This window comes from Streptomyces sp. NPDC020379, assembly GCF_044387105.1.
Lineage (GTDB): Bacteria > Actinomycetota > Actinomycetes > Streptomycetales > Streptomycetaceae > Streptomyces.
Genome location: NZ_JBIRVR010000003.1, coordinates 18,934 through 39,694, shown reverse-complemented (window position 1 = coordinate 39,694; position 20,761 = coordinate 18,934). Strand labels below are relative to the sequence as shown.

The window sequence follows — 20,761 nt, the reverse complement described above, 5'->3', positions numbered from 1 at the left end:
CGGCATCAGCACCACTCCCCGGAGCGATCTCCGCGATACCGGGCGTCCCGACCCCGCCGGAGCCCGGACGGATCCAGGCGGAGGAGACGTACTGGACCGCGCGCCGGATGGCCGACGCCCTCCCCCTCAATCCGACGGACATCCTTCGCCTGGGGACATCACCATCAGCGGCCGCCTGGCACCGCACCCACGCCGCGACACCTCCTCGCATGGCCCAGCACTTCGCGGGCCTGCCCATGGTGGGGACGTTCTTCTTCGACAGCAGTCCGCTGAGCCGCGGGGCGACGTACTGCTCGGGCAGTGTGGTGCACAGCCGCAACCAGAGCCTGGTCCTGACCGCCGGGCACTGTGCCATCGGGCTGTCTCCCGCCCGCCACGCGGTCTTCGTGCCCGACTACCGCTTCGGCGCTTCCGCCGCCGCCCAGCCCTACGGGATCTACCCTGTCACCCACCTCTTCGTCGACCCGCGCTACCAGGCCAACACCAAACAGGCGGCCTCAGACCTGGACCTCGCTTTCGTCCGTATCGCCACGGGCAGTAAGGGCAAGACGGCGGAGAACCTCACCGGCGCCCTGACGTACGCCCCCACCCCCCGCTACGACAACCGGGCCCTGGTCATCGGCTACCCCCGGGACTCCAAGGTCAACAAGGGCCACCAGGCGGTCCGGTGCGATGTCCCGACCAGCCGCCTGCCCGGCTTCCACCAGATGCGCATGGTGTGCGGGGGCTTCTACGGCGGGGTGTCCGGCGGCCCCTGGATCACCGGCTACAACCCCTCCACCCGTACCGGGAAGGTCATCGGCAACGTGGGCGGCTACAACGGAGGCGGCGACGACGCCGACGACGACAGCGTGAGCTACTCGCCCTTCTATGGCAAGGACGCCACCGACCTGTTCAACGACGCCGACGCAGGCCGGACGGTGCGCCGCCCGCACCCCTACCGCCCCACGGACACCGGCACCCGGACAGCATGAAGATCTGCCCGCGCCGGTCCGGCGGCGCAGGCAGATCACAAGCCGACCAGCGGCGCCGAGCAACCCCCCAGTGAGGCATCAGCGCCGCCGGGTCAAGGGGTCACTTCCAACAGTGCTTCTTCGTGTCCCACTTCTGCGTGTGGCCCTTGTGCACGCGCTTCCAGCAGTGTTCGTGCTCGTCCCACTGCGCGTTGCTGCGGGAGTCGTTGTCCCAGCGGGTCCAGCAGTGGTGCTTGGCGTCCCAGTGGTCCTTCTTCTTGTCCACACCCTGGTCCCAGGACGAGCGCTTGGCGTCCTTCTTGCCCTCGTCCTTGCCGTGGTCCACGACATGGTGAACCGGGTGTCCGCCGGCCGTGGCGGCGAACGCCGCACTGCCGGTCGCGGCGCCCAGACCGGACAGCAGGACCGCGGAGGCGGCCACAGCCGCGAAACGGCGCATCACAACTTGAGACATGCTGGTGCTCCTTGCTCAGGACTCCTTGACGTACAACGACGCCACGAAAGCCACATCAGTTGGTACGCGGTGATCCTTGCGCCACCAGATCGCGCACCGAAAGGGAAGGCCCCCTCGTTCCCCCGCCCGGATGATGCGTAGGTACGCCCGTAGGATTCGCGGCCTGTGGGCTTCCGATGAACACACGGCCCAAGCAGTTCCGTCCTGAACGCGCGGTGTCCGAGGGACGGTCGAGCAGGGGGAACACGAGACCCTTGCCCGGGCGCCGTGGAGGCCACTCGCCGCGGTACGGCCGCCGTGCGGGCGGCGCTGAGCGGGGCAGGGCCGGAGACGTCCCCGGCTCAAGCCGGGGGTGTCCGGCGGGTCGGAGCCACTGAGGCGGCATTGAACCGTTCGTCCCCCAGCGCCTCGCCCGGCGCGGAATACCGACCACCGTCCACGACCGCGCATAGTCGGTCGCGCCGCACCGGCAGCTAGGAGGCTTTACGGGAGGCGGTTCCGGTCAGGCGCAGGGCGGCCAGGGCGAGCAGGGCCGAGGCCGTCATGCCCGTGAACATCGGGACGGCGGTGTACTCGCCGCCGACGCCGACCAGCGGAGCCGCCACCGCGCTGAGCAGGCTCTGGACGGTGCCGAGGACCGCGGAACCGGTGCCGGCGGCCCCGGGAACGCGTTCCAGCGCGAGCGCTGCCGCGTTGATGCTGACCAGGCTGATGCCGACGAAGGTCGCGTAGAGCAGGACCAGGAGCACGACCAGGTTCAGCTGGTCGGCCAGCGCCAGCGCGCACAGGGCGGCGGAGCCGGCCGACATCACGCCCAGGCCGGCGCGCAGCAGTGACGCGGGCCTGAAGCGGCCGACGAGTTTGGTGACGGCGACACCGGCCAGGACGCTGACGATGCCGACGGAGGCGAAGGCTGCCGAGGTCTGGCCGACGCTGAGGCCGAGGAGGTTCTGGAAAAGGAAGGAGGCACCGCCCAGGTAGCAGAAGAGGACGGCCAGGGCCATGCCGAAACACAGTGTGTAGCCGAGGTAGGCGCGGTTGCCCAGGACCTCGCGCGCGGCGCGAGCGGTGGTCGCGATGCCCCCTCGGTGGCGCCGTTCGGGCGGCAGGCTCTCGGGTATGGCGAGGACCGCGGCCATCAGGGCCAGGAGCGAGGCGGCCGACAGGACCCAGAAGACGTCGCGCCAGTCGCCGGCCTCGATGACGGCGCCGCCCACGACGGGGGCGATGACCGGGGCTATGCCCATGAGGGTCATCAGGACGCCGAGCAGTCTGGCGGCCTTGTCCCCCTTGGCGACGTCGGAGATCACGGCGCGGCCGATGACCACGCCCGCGGCACCGCTGAACCCTTGGAGGAAGCGCAGGACGACCAGCCAGCCGAGGGAGGGCGCGAGCGCGCAGAAGACGGTGGCCGCGACACAGGCGAGGCCCCCGATCAAGATGGGGGCGCGGCGCCCGTAGCGGTCGGAGAGCGGGCCGAGGACGAGCTGGCCCAGGCCCATGCCGATCAGGAAGGCCGTCAGGGTGAGCTGGACGCCTGAGGCATCGGTGTGCAGGTCACCTGTCATCTGCGGGAAGGCGGGCAGGTACATGTCCGTGGCCAGCGGCATCACGAACGCGAGCAGCACCAGGGCTGCTGTCATCACGGGCATCCGAGAACTCCGTACGAACCGGGGGTGCGGAGCGGCAGCCGCAGTGTGCCGCCCTTGCCGGTATGCATACGGGATGGGTCCCGTGGAACAGGCGGCGCCGCCGGGACGTCGTGTCGTGCTGTCGCTGTGACGACCGTAGGCGGCTACCCCCGTGCGCCGCTTCGGTCGCAGGACCGGAAGGTCGCACTCCGCCAGCCCTAGTACAAATGACCCATACGCGTAGATGCTCCTACGGCGACCAGGACGACATCGACGCGCGGTGACGGTGCGAACACTGTCGTCCGGCTTGACCCGCGTGGAGATCAACTCGGCGACGCCGATTCGCGGGCTGGGATACCGCCGGCCACCCCGACCGGCTTTCCGCCGAGCAGGGCGACGAAGGCATACGGGGCCTCGGCAGAAGCTCGATCCGGTGCGCGGCCGGTCAGTGGACGACCAGGGTGGCCGTCCATGTTCCGCCGGAGTCCCTTCGGCCGGCCAATTGGATATCACCGGCAGCCGTTGGGGTGAACAGGGCGGCGGTGACGCCGACCGGCAGGGTCATCACGCCGTTGTTTCCGCGTCGAAGGGCTGATGACGGTCGCGCCGTGATCGGCTGCCAGAACGCGCGGGGATCCTTGCTGTGGGCATTGAGGAATACGGCGATCTCCTGGCCTTTGGCCAGGCAGACGCGTGCGCCGTTGTCGCTCTCGGTGATGGTCCCGTCGGTGTGCGGGAGAATCGCTTTGCCGGGGGCGCGGCACGCGGGTGCGGACGACGGACGGGCCGCCGGCCCTGCGGTGCCGGAGCAGCCGGTGAGGGCGAGCAGCGCCAGGGCGGTAGCGGCCAGGGGGATATGGGCAAGGGAGGCAAGGGCGCGATGGCTCATGCTGCGGGGCCGTTTCTGCGTTGCCTGCGGGATCGCGGAAGAAGGGGGATCGCGAAAGAGGCGGGATCGCGGGAGAAGTGGGCGGAGCGTGTGGCTCCGCCCACTCGGGCCTGATCAGCCCTGGCTGGTCGGCGAGTTGTAGTACTTGACGCATCCTCCCGCGCCGCTGTTGGCGTTATTGCTCCACAGCGGCTGGACGGCGTACTTGTGGCCGTTCAGCGAAACGATGCCCAGGTTGGTCCACGCGCACTTGTCGCCGGTCTCGTCGGCGGTTCCGCTGCCGTCGGTCCAACCCGAATCAGGCACGGGGTCCGTGAGGGTCTCGGCGTACTCATGGCCGCCGACGATGGACACGCCCTCGGTGCTCGGGTCGACACCGGTGCTTCCGACGGGCACGGAATTGGCACCGCAACTACCACTTCCGTCCGTCAGGTAAGGGAAGTTGGTGAGAGTGATCTGGCTGCCGTCCGGCAGATTGGTCTCGGAGTGCCAGGCGCAGTAATCAGTCTTGAAGCCGGCGGGTACGACCCCCGGCGGCGTGTCGATGATGATCTGGGCGTTTGTGCCGCTCACGCCGAAGTACTGAGCAGCCTTGACAGCCTCCGCCGCGAAGTCGGCCGGTCCGGGGGTCTTCGGCGCGGCCGCGCTCTCGTCGTCCCACTGGCCCACTCGCGGGCCGGCGGTGGGATGCCCGACGAACGTGGCGGCGTGGGAGCAGTCCTTCGATCCATTCGCAATGCCGGAGCAGTACTGCGTGGCCGAGGTGCTCCAGTTGTCGCCGGTGCCGTAGAGGTCGTCCAGGAATCGCGCCTGGAAGAACAGTTCCTTCCCGGGGTCGTTGTTCCCGTTGGCCCACTGATTTCCCCACCACACGACGTACACCTGGGGTGCGTCCTGGACCGGACCGCCGTGGTAGAGCACGGGGTTGGTGTTCGCGGGCGCGCCGGCCGGTTTTCCGTTCTCCGGCGCGGGCTTGGCGACGGCGGGTGTGTGGGCCGACGGCGAGGATTTCGGATTCGCTGCGAACCCATGCTGCGGAAGGGCGAAGAGGAAGCCGATGACGAGAACGAAGGCGCTCAGGACGGTGAGCCCCGTGCGCTGAGTCGGAGAATGTGTGGAGGACATGCTTGCCTCACTTCTTCAACGACATTGCCCTGGCCAGGGCAATACCAGCAGCACACCGCGACCCGTCAACCTCGAACAGAGGCTGTGCGTGCAATTCACCTCAACGGGCGTATAGCAAAGATAATGTGACCGCCCCGAGCACTCGTTGTCCGGGGAATTCTCTTGTGGCCGGACCCCATGCGGGGCCCGGCCACAAGAGAAGCGGAGGATCAGTGCGCCGTGCCCGACCACCAGATCGCCTGGCTGCCGTCGTAGATCACGACGTTGCCGTCGTCCTGCACGGCCAGGCGCGAGCCCGGGTGGCCCGCGGTGCGGGAGTTCCATACCGCGCGGCCGGAGCGGGTGTAGACGACGAAGTTGCCGTCCGTCTGGAACTGGGCCGTCCAGCCCTGGCCGACGGTGTTGGAGGACCAGCGGGCCCGGCCGAACTCGTCGTAGATGACGAGGTTGCCGTCGGACTGCATGACCAGGGTGGCCGTGTCGGAACTCACGGACTCGCCGTGCCCCAGGGCGAACGGCGCGTAGTACGTCTGGCTCGCTCTGATGCCCGCGCTCGCCGACTGTCTAGCGGCGCCGGAAGAGGCGTGATGCGCAGGCGTCGCGCTCGCCTGTCCGGCGAGTGTCATGGCGGCGAGTGCTGAGGTTGCGAGAAGTACGGCGGCTTTCTTCTTCACCGGAGAACTCCTTGCGTCAGGTGGTACCTCGGTGCGGCGCCCGGCAGGGCACCGCACCGGGACTCTGGCAGCAAGGCCGTGGCGGCAGAATCCACCGCGCACGGCTATGACGTGTTCGCGGCACTGTTTGACCGGAAAACGCCAGGAAGATGCGGAAGCCTTCCCTCAGGCGCGCCTCTCAGACGCGGCAGCCCGGGTGCCCCCAGCCCTTCTCCAGCTTGGTGATGTCTTCCCCCGCCGCGTACGGCGTGCCGCACGGGCAGCGGCCGGGGAACTTCGCCTTGATGGTCCGGGTGCCGCCACGAGGTGCCGGCTTCGGGCCGGCGGACTTCTTCGCCGGGCGCGCCTGGGTGGCGCGGGCCGGTGCCGGCACGGGCATCTCCGCGTCGCCCAGCGCCGTACCGGCGGGCCGCTGGGTGCCGGCGGCGTCGCTGGCGGCCTGGTCCGCGATGGCGTTGAGGTGATCGCCGTCCTCGCGGTGCGCCGGGACGTAGCGGAACTCCACATCCCGGCCGGCCAGCAACTCATCGATCCGCTCGACCAGTTCACGGTTGGCGACCGGCTTGCCCCCCGAGGTCTTCCAGCCGTTGCGCTTCCAGCCGGGCAGCCACTGGGTCACCGCCTTCATGGCGTACTGGGAATCCATGCGGACCTCCAGTGGCATGGCGGGCGGGACGGTCTCCAGCAGGTCCTTCAGGGCGGTCAGCTCCGCCACGTTGTTGGTGGCGGTGCCCAGCGGCCCGGCGGCCCAGCTCTCGGGCCTCCCTTGCGGATCGGCGATGACCCAGGCCCACGCGGCCGGCCCGGGGTTCCCCTTCGACGCGCCGTCGCAGGCGGCAATGATGCGGTCAGACATCCTCCGATCATGCCAGTGGACAGCCGGGGTCCGGAAACGAAGCGATGAGGGGGGCGGGGTACGGGCCCGGCCCCGTGAGGCCGGCTCCTGTGAGGCCGGGCGCCGGGGGAGAGGGACCGCGTCGCCGCGGGCTCCTCGGGCGGGGTCGCGTCCCCGTCCCTGACGACCCGGGCCTACGGGAGGGCGGCGCCACCCTCCCGATCCGGGCCTACGAACGGGCGGCCGGTGTCTCGCGGCCCTCCCCGGGCGAGTGGGCCTCTTGGGGCGAGCGGGCCTCCGCGGGCGAGGGGAGCAGCCACTCCACATACTCCCGCACGTCCTCCAGGTCATCCGTGGCCAGGCCGACATAGCCGTCGGGGCGTATCAGGAACAGCCCCGTCCCGTAAGCCGACTTGGCGTGCCCGTCGGTGTCCAGCAGATCCGCCCGCGGGCCTCCGACGCGGCAGGTGCGCAGCCACTCGGCGGCCGGGAGCTCCGCGCCCTGCCCGGTGAGGTCCAGCAGGGTGAAGTGCGGGCCCCGGAAGGCGTCGAAGAGCCGGACGGGGGCGCCCGCCATGTCGTGGCAGGGGGCGTCCGGCGCGCGGTCGCCCGCCCGGAGGCCGCCCTCGGGCACATGGCGGCGGCGCTCCCGGGTGAGGGGGCTCTCGCGGTAGGCGATGGCCAGCTGGAGGGTCTCGGAGCCGCGGCGCGTGAAGCCGGCCCCGGCGGCCCGGTCCGCCGCGTTCTGCCGGGTGGACAGGTGCAGCACGCCGGCCGCCACGGGCACCCGCTCGCCGTCGTAGGAGTCGAGCACGGCGTCGGGCGCGCCGCGCAGCGCGGCCGCCAGCTTCCAGCCGAGGTTGTACGCGTCCTGCACACCGGTGTTGAGGCCCTGGCCGCCCGCCGGGGCGTGGATGTGCGCGGCGTCCCCGGCGAGGAGGACCCGGCCCGTGCGGAACCGCTCCGCCATCGCGGCGCCGGCCCGGAACGCGGAGGACCAGCGGACCTCGCCCACCTCCAGCCCGGTCAGCCCGGTGCGCTCGGCGAGGAGCCGGGCCAGGGCCTCGGGCGTGGCGTCGCGCTCGGGGTCCGGCTCGTGGGCGGTGTCGTTGAACGCGGCGATGAGCTGGAACGTCTCCACGCCCTCCAGCGGCCGCAGGGCGGTCATCCCGCCGGGCGCCGTGGGCCACATGTGCCAGTGGGCGCGGTCGATCCCCTCCAGCGCGATGTCGGCGAGCAGCACCGGGCGCGCGTCGACGGGGGTGCGGGTGAAGGGCGTGCCCAGCACCCCGCGGACGGTGCTGCGGCCGCCGTCGGTGCCGACCAGATACCGCGCCCGCACGCTCTCGGTGGAGCCGTCGGCGTGCCGCAGCGTCGCCGTGACGCCGTGCTCGTCCTGGCTGAATCCGGTCAGCTCGGTGCTGAACTCCACCTGGCCGCCGAGCGCTTCGAGCCTGGCGTGGAGCAGCTCGACCGTGCGCCACTGGGGGAGCATGCGGATCTCGGGATACGGCACGGCGGGCGTGGGCTCGGCCCGCTCGACCAGATCCCAGGTGCGGACGCGCTCGGTGCCCTCCCAGGTCTGCACCGGCGGGCACGGCCCGGCCTCCGCCAGATATCCGGGCATGAGGCCCAGGTCGTCGAACACCTCCAGCGTGCGCGGCTGGATGCCCGCGCCCCGCGAGCCCGGGAAGCCGCGCTCCGAGCGCTCCACGATCCGGTGGCGGACGCCCCGGCGGGAGAGGTCGGCGGCGAGGACGAGACCGGTCGGGCCCGCACCGGAGATCAGCACCTCGGTGTCCGTGGGCGGTTGAGCGGCCGGGGTTGCGGAAGCGGCCATGACGGTGTCCATGAGGACCCCCCTTAACAATGTTAAATTCGCCCTGCCCCCAGGATGAACTGAACAGCGTTAAGGTGTCAAGGGTGGCAACCCGAATCGACCGCGCCCTCGTCGCGCGCACCGCGCTGGACCTGCTCAACGAGGTGGGCCTGGAGGGCCTCACCCTGCGCAGGATCGCCAAGGAGCTCAACGTCCAGGCCCCGGCGCTCTATTGGCACTTCAAGAACAAGCAGGAGCTGCTCGACGAGGTGGCCACGGAGATGTTCCGCCGCATGGCCGCGCCCCTCGCCGCCGCGGAGGGCGACACCTGGCAGGAGCGGATGGCCGCCGCGATCCGCGAGCTGCGCCGCTTCCTGCTCTCCTACCGCGACGGCGCCAAGGTCTTCAGCGGCACGCGCCTCACCGACGTCAGCTATGCCACCCCGCTGGAAAGCCTGCTGCGTGACTGCGTGGAGGCCGGGTTCACCCCGCGCGCGGCGGCCCGTGGCTGGTTCACGGTCATCACCTACACCGTCGGCTATGTGATAGAGGAGCAGTCCGTCCACCCCGCGCCGACGGGCGAGCGCGACCCCGCCTACGACCTGGAGGCGCGCGCCCGGCGCCTGGTGGGATACCCGCTGGCCGACGAGGCCGGGCGGGAGTTCTTCGGCGACCTCGAAGCGGGCTACGAGGACGGGCTGCGCGCGATCATCGCGGGCGTCGAGGCCACCCTGCTACGGAGCGGCCGAACCGCCGCCCCCGGGGAGGCCCTTGGCGGTCACGCGCAGCAGTGACGCGCGCAGCGCGGGCGTGAACCGCCGCTCCACGCAGCGGTTCAGCAGCCACGCCAGCCCCAGCATCAGCGCGATCGTCAGCGCGAACGTCCCGTACGCCGGAACACCCAGCTTCCGGTGCAGCACCCCGATCACCACCCACCCCAGGTGCTCGTGCACCAGATAGAAGGGGTAGGTCAGCGCGCCCGCCACGGTCAGCCAGCGCCAGTTCGCCCAGTGCGCCTTGCCGAGCGCGATCAGTGCCACGGCCGCGTACCCCAGGGCGAGCACGGCGATGATGGCGTACGCCGAGCGGTAGGAGAAGTAGTGCGGGTTCGGCGGGTGCCACAGCCCCGCCACCGCGTAGTGCTGGCCGATCAGGAAGCTCACCCCGACGATGCCCCAGGCCAGCGCGTCATGGCCGTAACGGTGGATCAGATAGAGGCCGATGCCGCCGATGAAGAACGAGGAGTATTCCGGCATGACCACCACCCGCAGCAGCTCCACGTGCGACGCGGTCGTCACCACCGTCGCCAGCGTCCACACCGCGCAGAACAGCACGACCCGGCGGCGCGTCGCCCCCGGCAGCACCACGAACAGCGCGAACAGCGCGTAGAACCGCAGCTCCGCCCAGAGCGTCCAGCACACCCCCAGCACCCGCTGCGCGCCCACCGGCTGCTGGAGCATGGTGAGGTTCACCAGGAAGTCGCTCGGCGAGACCGTCCGGTACGCCACCCACGGCAGCGCGAACACCAGCGTCACCAGTGCGATCGCCGTCCAGTAAGCGGGATACAGCCGGGCCACCCGGGAGGCGAAGAACGAGCGCAGCGGGCGGCCCCAGCCGCTCATGCAGATCACGAAGCCGCTGATGACGAAGAAGATCTCCACGCCGAGGCAGCCGTAGGCGAACGCGCCGGAGAGCGTGGGAAATTCATGGCGGGGCGAGGAACCCCACGCCCGGCTGACGTCACCGTCCCGGCCGCCGTAGTGGTACAGCGCCACCATGAGCGCGGCGATCAGCCGCAGTCCGTCCAGCGCCCGCAGCCGGCTGCCCGGCCTCCCGCCGCGCGGGGCGGCCTCGGGAGCGGTGGTCGCCGTGCGCGTCCCGGGCAGGGCCGGAGCCGTCATGCCGTCACCGTGGCCTTCGTCGTCCGTGCGGACTTGCGGGTCAGCCGCCGCTGCACGGCCCGCGCGCGGCGGGCCACCTTCCGTACGGTCGGATTGCGCGGCAGGAAGGCGAGCTGGGAGGGGACCGCGCCCGGCAGGGCGAGGGCGGTGAGGCGCCGCCGCTTGAAATAGCGGCGCGTACGCGCGTCGAGGTGCGCGGCCAGATACCGCTCGGCCGCCTCCCGCATGCCGGGCAGCACCTGCGGCTGCATGGCGAACCCGACGGCCGCCAGCAGCCCCTGGGTCTCCTCGGCCGACGGCCGCCGGTGCGCCGCCCGGTCCTCCAGACCGGGTAGCAGCGCGTCGACGAGCGTCACGGGAACGCGATTGCTGTTCTGGTACGGAGTGAGCCGCTCCAGCAGCAGATCCGTGCCCGTACGGGCGACCGGCAGCCCGTGGAACGTGCTCGCCGTCAGCAGCGCCGTCGAGAAGCAGCCGACCACCAGCGCGGGCCGGAGCCGCCGGAACAGCACCTCCGCCAGCACCGGGGTCTCCAGCACCGTCAGCCGCACACCGATGCGCTCCGCCTCCTCCTCCAGCATCCGCGACCAGCGCGCCGGCGCCGAGGGGTGCGGCTTGAACACCAGCTCCCGGTGACCGCGCCCGGCCGCGCCGCGCAGCATGCGCACGTGCAGCCGTTCCTCCTCCTCGGGCGTGAGGATCTCCAGCGCCGACAGATACTGGCCGAGCAGCAGCGCCGCGCCCTCCGGAGCGGTCACGGGCGGTGCGGCGGCGGTGAGTTCGTCCAGCACGGCGCTGAAGGCGGCGGTGGGGACGGTCTCCGGCTCGACCCCGAACTCACTGAGCAGCAGCGGGCGCAGGCCGGGCACCAGGTCCAGGTGCAGGAGCCGGCGGACGCGGGTGCCGAGGAGCGGATCGAGCTTGCTGCGCGTCGGGCCATAGCTCATCAGCCCGTCGGCGTAGACCTCCAGCGGGGCGTCCGCGAAGCACAGGGCGAGCGCCTGCGCCGGGCTGACCTGGATCGACTCGACGATCAGCTCCAGATCGTCGTGTCCCAGGCCCCACAGCAGCCTCAAGTGCCGCTCCCACAGCGGGGCGTCGTCCGGGCGGGGCGTCCACCCGGTGGGGTGGAAAGGGCTGATCGCCGCGTTCCACGACAGCACGCCGTCGAAGCGGGCGCGCAGCACCTCGAAGCCGGGCGCCTCGTCCAGCGCCGGGGTGGTCTCCGGGACCGCCGCCGTGTTGGCGACGAGCAGCAGCCTGCGGTCGGCGGGGGAGAAGCGCCCGGTGTCCAGGGCGGCGGCGAGCGTCGCGGCCCCGTAGAGGGTCGACGCCAGGAAGATCTGGGTGCGGGGACGGCCGTACATCAGGCGGAGACCCCCGGGGCAGCGGGACGGCGGCGCAGGCGCCGCAGCCGGACGGCACGGTCGTCATCCATCGAATTCAAGGCGTCCTTGACCAGATCGGGGGGCATGCGCCGGAGTGCGGCCGCGCTTCTCGAACGCAGTGCGCGGGCCACCGCCGGTTCGAAACGCTCGATCGCGCCCAGGTGGTGGGAAATGATTGCGCAATAGGTTCGAACAGCTTTCGGGAGAAAGGCGTCCGCGTCCTTGTCGCGCGCTGTCTCCTCCAGCACCTGATCGAATGCGCGCAGGAAGTCGAGCTGTCGCACATCGCCGATCTGGGTGAGTGAAGTGGCCACGCCCCGGCGGTAGAAGACGCCCAGCAGCCCGGTCACGGCGAAGGTGTGCGCCTCGCGGTGCAGCCGCCAGATCCACGGGCGGTCCTCGGCGGTGCGCAGGCCGTGCCGGAAGTGCAGCAGCCCCTCGTCCAGCAGCCGCCGGTGGTAGATGCCGGCCCAGGCGTAGGGGTAGTCGACGGACGTCGAGCGGCCGGCGGGCAGGATCGCGCCGCGCGGGTCGAGCACCACCTGGCGCCTGCCGTGCGGCGCGCGCTGCACGGTGCGGACGCGGCCCGTGCACTGGACGTGGTCGGTGCGGACGAAGTTGACCGCCAACTCCTCGATGGACTCGAGGAGTCGGGGGTAATAGCCGGGGGCCAGCCAGTCGTCGCCGTCGAGGAAGGTCAGGTACTCGCCGTTCGCCGCGTCCAGCCCGCTGTTGCGGGCCGTGGCGAGGCCGCCGTTCCGCCCGTGCCGGACGATCTTGGCGCCGGGCAGGTCGCGCGCGGCGCGGTCCAGGAGCTCCGGGGTGCCGTCGGTCGAGCAGTCGTCCACGAGAATGAATTCAAAATCCTCGCGGGTGTTCGCTTGCAGGCTCCTCAGTGTGTCGGGCGCATAGGTCTGCACATTGAAGAACGGCACGATGACGGAGAGCTTGACCACTCCCGTGACATTAGGCGGCCCCCCGGCATTCGTCTTGTCCTGGGGCGGGCGCGAAGGTGAACGAAGCGCGGCGGAATGATGAACCCGCCGCGCGGCCAGGCCGATTCGCCGATCGTCGGTGTGCTGTTTACCGGTTGTTGCGCTGGCGTTGGGCAGCCAAACGGAATGGATTCCTATCGTCGGCGACGTGCCATCACGAGCTGCCTCTTCTCCGACCGCGCCGCGGATCGCCGTGCTCGCCGACTCCGACACCCGGTGGAAGTGGGGTGCGCTCACCGCCCACCGCCTCGCTCCCGGCGCCCGGCTCGACGGCCTGCTGCTCAGGGGCCGCGCGACGCCCACGGTCCGCCAGCTCGCCGAGGTCGGTGTGCGCGCGGAGACGCTGCGCGAGGTGACGGCGGCGGATTTCGTCCGCACGGCCGGCCGCGAACGGTACGACATCGTCGTGCTGGCCTGCGTCGGCGGCGCCGTGCAGGCCGTGCTCCACGGGCTGGCGCACGCCTGGGCGGCCGCGCCGGAGCGCCCGGTCGTCGTCACCGGCTACGTCGGCGTCGTCTACGAGAAGCTCACCGACGGCCTGCTCCTGCGGCACGGCGCGGACATCGTCCTCGCCAACTCCCCGCAGGACGCCGAGCGTTTCCGTGCGGTGTACGAGGGCGTGGGGGCGCCCGCGGACAGTGTGACGGAGTGGGCGCTGCCGTTCCTGGCGGACGGAAGTGACGGGAAGGCGGAGCCCGAACCCCGGCCGTTCACCGTGGTGTTCGCCGCCCAGCCGTCCGTGCCGGAGAGCCGCGCCGACCGTACGTATCTCCTGAACCGCGCGGCTCAGCACGCGCGGAAGCACCCGCGGCGTGACGTCCTCGTCAAGCTCCGCAGCAAGCCCGGCGAGCACACCACGCACATCGAGGAACTCCCGTACCAGAAGCTGGCGAAGCGGATCCCCGGCGGGCTGCCGCCCAACTGCCGGCTCGTCTACGGCCACATGGGCGAGGTGCTCGACCGCACCGACCTCCTCGTCACCGTCAGCTCCACGGCCGCCCTGGAGTCGCTCCACCGGGGCGTGCCCACGGCCGTCCTCACCGACCTCGGCATCCGCGAGGCCCTCGGCAACCACCACTTCCTCGGGTCCGGCTGCCTCGCCTCCTGGGACCGGCTCGACGCCGGGCACCTCCCCGAGGCCGACGCGGACTGGGTCGCCCGCCAAGGCGTCGCCGCCGTCGGCCCGTACGCCCACGGCACCGTGCACGACGCGGCCCGGCGGCGCGTCGCCGCTCTCGTCGCCCGGTCCGCGCTCCCGCCGCTCGCCCCGTACTACACGGCCGCGACCGCCCCCGGCTACCTCCCCGCGGTCCTCGCCCGCCACGGCCTCGACCCCGAGGGCCGGCCGCTGCCCGGCACCGCCCGGCCACCCGGCGAACCGAGCGCCCTGCGGCGGGCGGTGCGGGAAGCGGCCCGGGGCGCGTACCGCCACGGCGTGCAGCGCGTCGCGCCCGTCATCCGGCGGCTGGGGGAGCTGTGAGCGACACCGCCCTCCCGGACGCCGCCCCGGTCGCCGTTTCGCAAGCTGCCCCGGACGCCGCCTCGCAAGCCGCCTCGTCGGTCGCTTCGGAAGGAGCCGCCATGTCCGCAGCCCCGGACACCGTCCTGGCCGTCATCCCCGCCCGCGGGGGATCGAAGGGCGTCCCCGCCAAGAACCTCGCGCCCGTCGGCGGCGTCCCGCTCGTCGCCCGCGCGGTGCGCGCGTGCCGGGCGGCGCGCCTGGTCACCGACGTCGTGGTGTCGACGGACGACCCCGGCATCGCGGCGGTCGCGCGGGAGGCCGGGGCGGTGGTCGTGCCGCGGCCCTCCCGGATCGCGGGCGACACGGCGTCGAGCGAGGCGGCGGTGCTGCACGCGATGGACGCGTACGAGGAGATGTACGACCGGAGGGTCGGCACCGTCCTGCTGGTGCAGTGCACCAGCCCCTTCCTCACCGCAGATGACATCGACGGCGTCGCGTCGGCGGTGGCCGAACAGGGCGCGGACACGGCCCTGACGGTGGCGCCGTTCCACGGCTTCGTCTGGCGCGAGGGGTCCCTTCCCCGGGCCCGCCCCTTCCCCCGGCAGGACTCCGGCGCTCAAGCGCCGGTCCAGGCCGGCGCGGTGGCCGGGGAGCCCGCGCGCCCGGAGCCGGCCCCCGGACCTCAGGAGGCGGCCGGCCCCGGTCACGCCCCGGCCCGTCCGGCGGGCGAGGACACCGCGCCGCGGCGCGGTCAGGTCGCCATGGGGCGGGCAGCGGAAGAAGCCCTCGGGCTCACCGGCGGGGACGGCGTCAGCCATGCGGCGGCCACCGGCAGTGGGGATGCCCCCGGCAGTGGGGCGGCCCCCGGCCACCCCGCCGGCGGACGCGGCGTCAACCACGACAAGGCGTACCGCCCCCGCCGCCAGGACCGCCCCCAGGACCTGCTGGAGACCGGTGCCGCCTACGCCATGCGCGCGGAGCGCTTCCGCGCGGAGCGCCACCGCTTCTTCGGGCGCACCGAGCTCGTCCGCACCGACCCCGCGCGCGTGCTGGAGATCGACGACCCGCACGACCTCGCGCGGGCCCGCGCGCTCGCGCCCCTGCTCGACGCGCCCGCCGCGGGCGCGCTGCCCTCGCTGGAGGACGTCGACGCCGTCGTCATGGACTTCGACGGCACCCAGACCGACGACCGGGTGCTCATCGACGCGGACGGCCGCGAGCTCGTCGCCGTGCACCGCGGTGACGGCCTCGGCGTCGCCGCCCTGCGCCGCGCCGGGCTGGCCCTGCTGATCCTGTCCACCGAGGCCGACGCGGTCGTCGCCGCGCGCGGCCGCAAGCTCGCCGTGCCGGTGCTGCACGGCATCGACCGCAAGGACCTCGCCCTCAAGCAGTGGTGCGACGAGCGCGGCATCGCACCCGACCGCGTGCTCTACGTCGGCAACGACGTCAACGACCTCCCCTGCTTCGGCCTCGTCGGCTGGCCCGTCGCCGTCGCGAGCGCCCACGACGCCGTACGCGGTGCCGCCCGCGCGGTGACCGCCGCACCCGGTGGCAGCGGAGCCCTCCGCGAGATCGCCTCCTGGCTCCTCGGCCCCACCCTCTGATCTCCCTGATGTCTCCGAGCCCTAAGGAACCTCCCCAGATGAGCCCCGCCCCGCGCACCCGCACCCTCGGCGGCAGGACCGCCGGACCCGGCCACCCCGTCTACATCACCGGCGAGATCGGCATCAACCACAACGGCGACCTCGGCAACGCCTTCGCCCTCATCGACGCCGCCGCCGACGCCGGCTGCGACGCCGTGAAGTTCCAGAAGCGCACCCCCGAGATCTGCACCCCGCGCGACCAGTGGGACGTCGAACGCGACACGCCGTGGGGCCGGATGACCTACATCGACTACCGCCACCGGGTGGAGTTCGGCGAGGAGGAGTACCGCCGGATCGACGAGCACTGCCGGGAGCGCGGCATCGACTGGTTCGCCTCGCCCTGGGACACCGAGGCCGTCGCCTTCCTGGAGAAGTTCGACCTGCCGGCCCACAAGGTCGCCTCCGCCTCGCTCACCGACGACGAACTCCTGCGGGCCCTGCGCGCCACCGGCCGTACGGTCATCCTCTCCACCGGGATGTCCACCCCGAAGCAGATCCGGCACGCCGTGGAGGTGCTCGGCAGCGACAACATCCTGCTCTGCCACGCCACCTCGACCTATCCGGCCAAGGCCGCCGAGCTCAACCTCCGGGTCATCCACACCCTCCAGGCGGAATACCCCAACGTGCCGATCGGCTACTCCGGCCACGAGACGGGCCTCCAGACGACGCTGGCCGCCGTCGCGCTCGGCGCCACCTTCGTCGAGCGGCACATCACCCTCGACCGGGCGATGTGGGGCTCCGACCAGGCCGCGTCCGTCGAGCCGGGCGGCCTCCAGCGGCTCGTACGCGACATCCGCGTCGTGGAGGAGGCGCTGGGCGACGGGGTGAAGCAGGTCTACGAGAGCGAGCTGGGGCCGATGCGCAAGCTGCGCCGCGTCGCGGGCGTCGTCGCCCGGGGCGACGAGGAGCGGGCCGCCGACCGCGAACCCGCCACGGTCTGACGGGCCCCTACGGTGACCGCGCCCGCCGGGCCGTCCGCCCGCACCCTCGCCTTCGTCGAGAGCCCGGTGCAGCTCCTCAACGTCCTCGAATGGGCGCATGTCACCGGCGGCCCGGCGCCGGGCACCACCGTGCCCGGCCCCCGCGACGGGGAACGGCCGCTCCGCGACGGCATCCCGCGCCAGCCGAAGGACCGCGACCCCGCCCCGCTGCGCCCGGCCGGCACCGGCGTCGTGGTCGTCGTCCTCGCCCCGCACGACCCCATGACGCGGGGTCAGCTGCGCCGGATGGCCGAGCTGGCGCGCGACCAGGGGCACGAAGTGCGCTGGGAGGAGGCGCGGGGCGGGGCGGGGGCACCGGTGCGGACCGTCGGCGGTCTCGCGGGGGCCCTGCGCAAGGCGCACCGGATCGTCATCGGGGACCCGTTCTCCCGCTATGTGCAGCTGCTGCTGACGATCACCCGGGCCCGGGAGCTGGTCGTGGTGGACGACGGGACCGCCACCCTGGAGTTCGTGGCCCAACTCGCCCGTGGGGAGCGCCTCGTGCGGTGGCACCGGCGCGGCAGTCGCGGGGCGCGTGACATCGCCTTCGCGCCGGTCTCCGCTTCCGCGCGCCGTCGGCTCACGCCGAACGACCGCCGGGCAGTAGAGGTGTTCACCTCGATGCCCGTCGAGCCGCCGCCCGGAGTGACCGTCACGCACAACGACTTCGCCTGGACCCGCGCCACCTTCGGCCCGCCCCGCCTCACCCGTGGCACCGACCTCGTCGGCACCTCGCTCGTCGAGACCGGGGTCGTGCACCCGGACCGCTATCTGGACGCCGTCGCCGCGCTCACCCGTACCCACGGCGCCACCCGCTACTTCGCGCACCGCCGGGAGAGCACCGACAAGCTGCGCCGCATCGGCTCCCGGGCGGGCCTGGAGGTCGTGCGCCCCGAGCTGCCGCTGGAGCTGATCGCGCGGCGGGGCCCCATCGGCCGCACGGTACTCAGCTTCCCCTCGACCGTGGTGCACACCCTGCCGCTCGCGCTCGCCGGCACCGGTGTGACGGTCGCGGTCTGCGACATCGACCCCGTCTGGCTCACCGACAACGCCTCTCCCAGGGCCGAGGGATTCCTCTCCGAGGTGACGGACACCGCCCCTGATGTGCGACGACTTCCGATCATGCCGCTGACAGCCCCCTGAGCCGTAATAATTGGTCATACCCTGCTCGCGACCCATCCATGCGGCTGAACTTTTCTAGATCTGGGGGCAGTTGCCGGGGTGAGGGCTTTACCCTTCACTGCGTGAACCATCTGATGCCTTTGGACGCCGAACCCGACACCGTCGACGCCAAGCTGCCCGGTGCACTCCCGTCCGCGCTGCGCGCCGAACTCATCGCGTTCCGCCGCGACTTGCACATGCACCCGGAGCTCGGGAACCGCGAGTTCCGTACCACCGCGGCGGTCAAAGCGAGGCTGGAGAGGGCGGGACTCAAGCCCCGCACCCTCTCCACAGGCACCGGACTCTTCTGTGACATCGGGCGGGACGCCGTACGGGAGGCGGGCCGGCACACCACCACCGCCCGGGGCATGCTCGCGCTGCGCGCCGATCTGGACGCGCTGCCCATCCCGGACACCAAGACGGTCCCGTACCGCTCGACCGTCCCCAGAATGGCGCACGCCTGCGGCCACGACGTGCACACCACCGCCGTGCTCGGCGCCGGCCTCGTCCTCGCGGAGCTGGCCGCGCGGGGGGAACTGCCGCGCCCGGTCCGGCTGATCTTCCAGCCCGCCGAGGAGGTGCTGCCCGGCGGCGCCCTCGACGCCATCGAGTGCGGCGCGCTGGACGGCGTGGGCCGGATCATCGCGGTGCACTGCGACCCGAAGGTCGAGGTCGGGCGCATCGGCCTGCGGCAGGGCGCGATCACCTCGGCGTGCGACCGGCTGGAGGTCTCGCTGGACGGCCCCGGCGGCCACACCGCGCGGCCGCACTTCACCACCGACCTGGTGACCGCGGTGGCCCGGGTGGCCACCGACGTCCCCGCGGTCCTCGCGCGCCGGGCCGACGCCCGCTCGGGCCTCTCCCTCACCTGGGGGCGGATGGAGACCGGGCACGCCCCCAACGTCATCCCGCAGCACGGCGAGCTCTCCGGCACGGTCCGCTGCCTGGACCTGCACGCCTGGCGGGACGCGCCGGACCTGGTGCACGCCGCGATCGACGAGGTCGCCACGCTGCACCGCGCGAAGTCGGAGATCAATTACGTCCGGGGGGTGCCCCCGGTCATCAATGACCCGGAGGTCACCGAACTCCTGCGGCGCGCCATGATGGCGCGCCGCGGTCCGTCCTCGGTCGAGGACACCGAGCAGAGCCTGGGCGGCGAGGACTTCTCCTGGTATCTGGAGCACGTGCCCGGCGCGATGGCCCGGCTCGGGGTCCGGTCGGTGGGCGATAACACCCGACGTGACCTGCATCGCGGTGATTTCGACGTGGATGAGGGATCCATCCAGGCCGGAGTGGAGCTCTTCACGGCCGCCGCACTGCTGGACGGCCTGCTGCCCTGAATGATCGATCAATTGGAGGATCGCCCAAAGCGGCCTTAGGGGCTTCCCGGCCGCATTAGGGGCGTTCGCCGGGCGTTTCAGGCTCATTTCCTGGGTGTTCCTGATCAATCAGTGGGCAATCCGGTCAAGAAGCGTTCGCATCGGTCCGATAACGGCTTTCAAGCACCCCTTTTATCTCCATCTACGCGCGTTACGATGCCCGCGAACCAGCGCCGACGGAGGCGCTTCGAGTGAAGGGGCCCTTCGTGCGTCGGGTATCCACAATCGCTGTCGCCGGTGTTACCACCGCGGCACTCGCATTCACTCTCACCGCCTGTGGTGAGTCCTCCACCGAATCCGGTGGGGGGAAGGGCAAGGGAGTGGGGCTTGCCTTCGACGTCGGCGGTCGTGACGACCACTCCTTCAACGAGTCCGCGGCCCGTGGCCTGGACAAAGCTATGAAGGACCTCAAGGTCAACGGCAAGATGATGACCGCCAAGAACGGCGAGACCGAGGCGGAGCGCGAGCAGCGCCTCAGCTCGCTCGCGGACGCGGGCTACAACCCGGTCATCGGCGTCGGCTTCAACTACTCGCAGTCGATCGAGAAGGTCGCCAAGGACTTCCCCAAGACCTCCTTCGCGGTCGTCGACTCGGTCGTCCCCGGCGACAACGTCGAGAGCATCACCTTCGGCGAGCAGGAGGGCTCCTACCTGGCCGGTGTGGCCGCCGCACTGAAGAGCAAGACCAAGAAGGTCGGCTTCATCGGCGCCACGCAGAACGCGCTGATCCAGAAGTTCCAGGCCGGCTTCGAGCAGGGCGCCAAGGACACCGACTCCAAGATCGACGTCCGCTCGGACTACCTGTCGGCCACCGACAAGGGCTTCAACGACCCGGCCTCCGCCAAGGAGAAGGCCAAGGGCATGCTGGAGCAGGGCTACGACGTGATCTACAGCGCGGCGGGCCTGTCCGGCAACGGCTCCATCGAGGCCGTCTCCGAGCAGAAGGGCGCCTGGGCGATCGGTGTCGACTCCGACCAGTACCAGCAGCCCGGCCTCGCGAAGTACAAGAACTCCATCCTCACCTCCGTCGTGAAGAACGTCGATGTGGCGGTCTACGACTTCATCAAGAGCGTCCAGGACGGCAAGCCGATCACCGGTGAGCGCAAGTACCTGCTGAAGGACAACGGCGTGTCGCTGGCCACCTCGGGCGGCTTCATCGACGACATCAAGTCGAAGATCGAGGAAGCCAGGAAGAACATCGTGGACGGCAAGATCACGGTCAAGACCAGCTGAACTCGTGACCCGAGGGACCGGCGCCGACCGGTCCCGACAGGTCACGGGCCCGGCGGCGGGGAAGGTCTCCCCGCCGCCGGGCCTCCCTGTGCATTCCGTCGGCCGACGGTATGCCTCTGGCCAACGCTACGCGCGTAGCTATCCGTTGACGCGTGTAGCGTCGGCAGCCGCCCTCCCCCGGAGCCCGCCCGATCCCCGCACGGCCGGCCCGGTTCCTCC

The 20,761-nt window shown here is 71.7% G+C and carries 18 protein-coding genes; 8 read left to right on the top strand and 10 right to left on the bottom strand.

Annotation, left to right across the window (positions count from 1 at the left end):
- The first annotated feature begins 209 nt into the window (after positions 1 to 209).
- On the top strand, positions 210 to 974 hold the full coding sequence (locus ACH427_RS05000; RefSeq protein ID WP_398868000.1) for a trypsin-like serine peptidase: 765 nt from the start codon (positions 210 to 212) through the stop codon (positions 972 to 974).
- 100 nt (positions 975 to 1,074) lie between these two features.
- On the opposite strand, the gene ACH427_RS04995 is transcribed toward ACH427_RS05000, so the two are convergent.
- The 7 genes from ACH427_RS04995 to ACH427_RS04965 all read right to left on the bottom strand — a co-directional run bounded on the left by ACH427_RS04995 (position 1,075) and on the right by ACH427_RS04965 (position 8,422).
- Positions 1,075 to 1,428: a hypothetical protein gene (locus ACH427_RS04995; RefSeq protein WP_398867999.1), complete on the bottom strand. Its 354-nt coding sequence runs from the start codon at positions 1,426 to 1,428 to the stop codon at positions 1,075 to 1,077.
- Positions 1,429 to 1,901: 473 nt separating this feature from the next.
- Complete coding sequence (locus ACH427_RS04990; RefSeq protein WP_398867998.1) at positions 1,902 to 3,080, bottom strand: multidrug effflux MFS transporter; 1,179 nt, start codon at positions 3,078 to 3,080, stop codon at positions 1,902 to 1,904.
- Positions 3,081 to 3,504: 424 nt separating this feature from the next.
- Positions 3,505 to 3,948, bottom strand: coding sequence for a hypothetical protein (locus ACH427_RS04985; RefSeq protein WP_398867997.1), 444 nt, complete (start codon positions 3,946 to 3,948; stop codon positions 3,505 to 3,507).
- Between the two features lie 114 nt (positions 3,949 to 4,062).
- Positions 4,063 to 5,073: a hypothetical protein gene (locus ACH427_RS04980; RefSeq protein WP_398867996.1), complete on the bottom strand. Its 1,011-nt coding sequence runs from the start codon at positions 5,071 to 5,073 to the stop codon at positions 4,063 to 4,065.
- Between the two features lie 209 nt (positions 5,074 to 5,282).
- Positions 5,283 to 5,747, bottom strand: coding sequence for a hypothetical protein (locus ACH427_RS04975; RefSeq protein WP_398867995.1), 465 nt, complete (start codon positions 5,745 to 5,747; stop codon positions 5,283 to 5,285).
- Between the two features lie 178 nt (positions 5,748 to 5,925).
- Entirely contained in the window at positions 5,926 to 6,603 is a 678-nt protein-coding gene (locus ACH427_RS04970) for a ribonuclease H (protein ID WP_398867994.1), read from the bottom strand.
- A 208-nt stretch (positions 6,604 to 6,811) separates the two neighbouring features.
- Complete coding sequence (locus ACH427_RS04965) at positions 6,812 to 8,422, bottom strand: FAD-dependent monooxygenase (protein WP_398867993.1); 1,611 nt, start codon at positions 8,420 to 8,422, stop codon at positions 6,812 to 6,814.
- Positions 8,423 to 8,505: 83 nt separating this feature from the next.
- On the opposite strand from ACH427_RS04965, the gene ACH427_RS04960 reads away from it, so the two are divergent.
- Entirely contained in the window at positions 8,506 to 9,195 is a 690-nt protein-coding gene (locus ACH427_RS04960; protein ID WP_398867992.1) for a TetR/AcrR family transcriptional regulator C-terminal domain-containing protein, read from the top strand.
- On the opposite strand, the gene ACH427_RS04955 is transcribed toward ACH427_RS04960, so the two are convergent.
- Genes ACH427_RS04955 through ACH427_RS04945 form a run of 3 tightly spaced genes read right to left on the bottom strand, consistent with a single transcriptional unit; the run spans position 9,136 to position 12,646 of the window.
- Entirely contained in the window at positions 9,136 to 10,302 is a 1,167-nt protein-coding gene (locus tag ACH427_RS04955; protein ID WP_398867991.1) for an acyltransferase family protein, read from the bottom strand. The two genes, ACH427_RS04960 and ACH427_RS04955, sit on opposite strands and share 60 nt — an antisense overlap.
- Positions 10,299 to 11,669 carry a polysialyltransferase family glycosyltransferase gene (locus ACH427_RS04950; RefSeq protein WP_398867990.1) on the bottom strand — a complete coding sequence of 457 codons (1,371 nt, stop codon included), beginning with the start codon at positions 11,667 to 11,669 and terminating at the stop codon, positions 10,299 to 10,301. Before ACH427_RS04950 ends, ACH427_RS04955 begins: the two co-directional genes overlap by 4 nt.
- Positions 11,669 to 12,646 (bottom strand): glycosyltransferase family 2 protein, encoded by a 978-nt coding sequence (locus tag ACH427_RS04945; RefSeq protein WP_398867989.1) that lies wholly within the window; start codon positions 12,644 to 12,646, stop codon positions 11,669 to 11,671. The genes ACH427_RS04950 and ACH427_RS04945 overlap by 1 nt, the downstream gene beginning before the upstream one ends.
- Before the next feature lie 226 nt (positions 12,647 to 12,872).
- Here ACH427_RS04945 and ACH427_RS04940 point away from each other — a divergent pair, with 226 nt between their 5' ends.
- From ACH427_RS04940 to ACH427_RS04915, 6 genes are all read left to right on the top strand, one after another.
- The gene (locus tag ACH427_RS04940; protein WP_398868275.1) at positions 12,873 to 14,165 is read left to right on the top strand and encodes a DUF6716 putative glycosyltransferase; all 1,293 of its coding nucleotides are present in this window, start codon (positions 12,873 to 12,875) and stop codon (positions 14,163 to 14,165) included.
- Between the two features lie 101 nt (positions 14,166 to 14,266).
- Positions 14,267 to 15,751, top strand: a complete 1,485-nt coding sequence (locus tag ACH427_RS04935; RefSeq protein WP_398867988.1) for a cytidylyltransferase domain-containing protein — start codon at positions 14,267 to 14,269, stop codon at positions 15,749 to 15,751.
- A gap of 38 nt (positions 15,752 to 15,789) precedes the next feature.
- Positions 15,790 to 16,731, top strand: coding sequence for an N-acetylneuraminate synthase family protein (locus ACH427_RS04930; RefSeq protein ID WP_398867987.1), 942 nt, complete (start codon positions 15,790 to 15,792; stop codon positions 16,729 to 16,731).
- 12 nt (positions 16,732 to 16,743) lie between these two features.
- Positions 16,744 to 17,913 (top strand): hypothetical protein, encoded by a 1,170-nt coding sequence (locus ACH427_RS04925; protein ID WP_398867986.1) that lies wholly within the window; start codon positions 16,744 to 16,746, stop codon positions 17,911 to 17,913.
- Positions 17,914 to 18,026: 113 nt separating this feature from the next.
- Entirely contained in the window at positions 18,027 to 19,271 is a 1,245-nt protein-coding gene (locus ACH427_RS04920; protein ID WP_398868274.1) for an amidohydrolase, read from the top strand.
- Positions 19,272 to 19,516: 245 nt separating this feature from the next.
- The gene (locus ACH427_RS04915; protein ID WP_398867985.1) at positions 19,517 to 20,542 is read left to right on the top strand and encodes a BMP family protein; all 1,026 of its coding nucleotides are present in this window, start codon (positions 19,517 to 19,519) and stop codon (positions 20,540 to 20,542) included.
- Positions 20,543 to 20,761 lie beyond the last annotated feature (219 nt).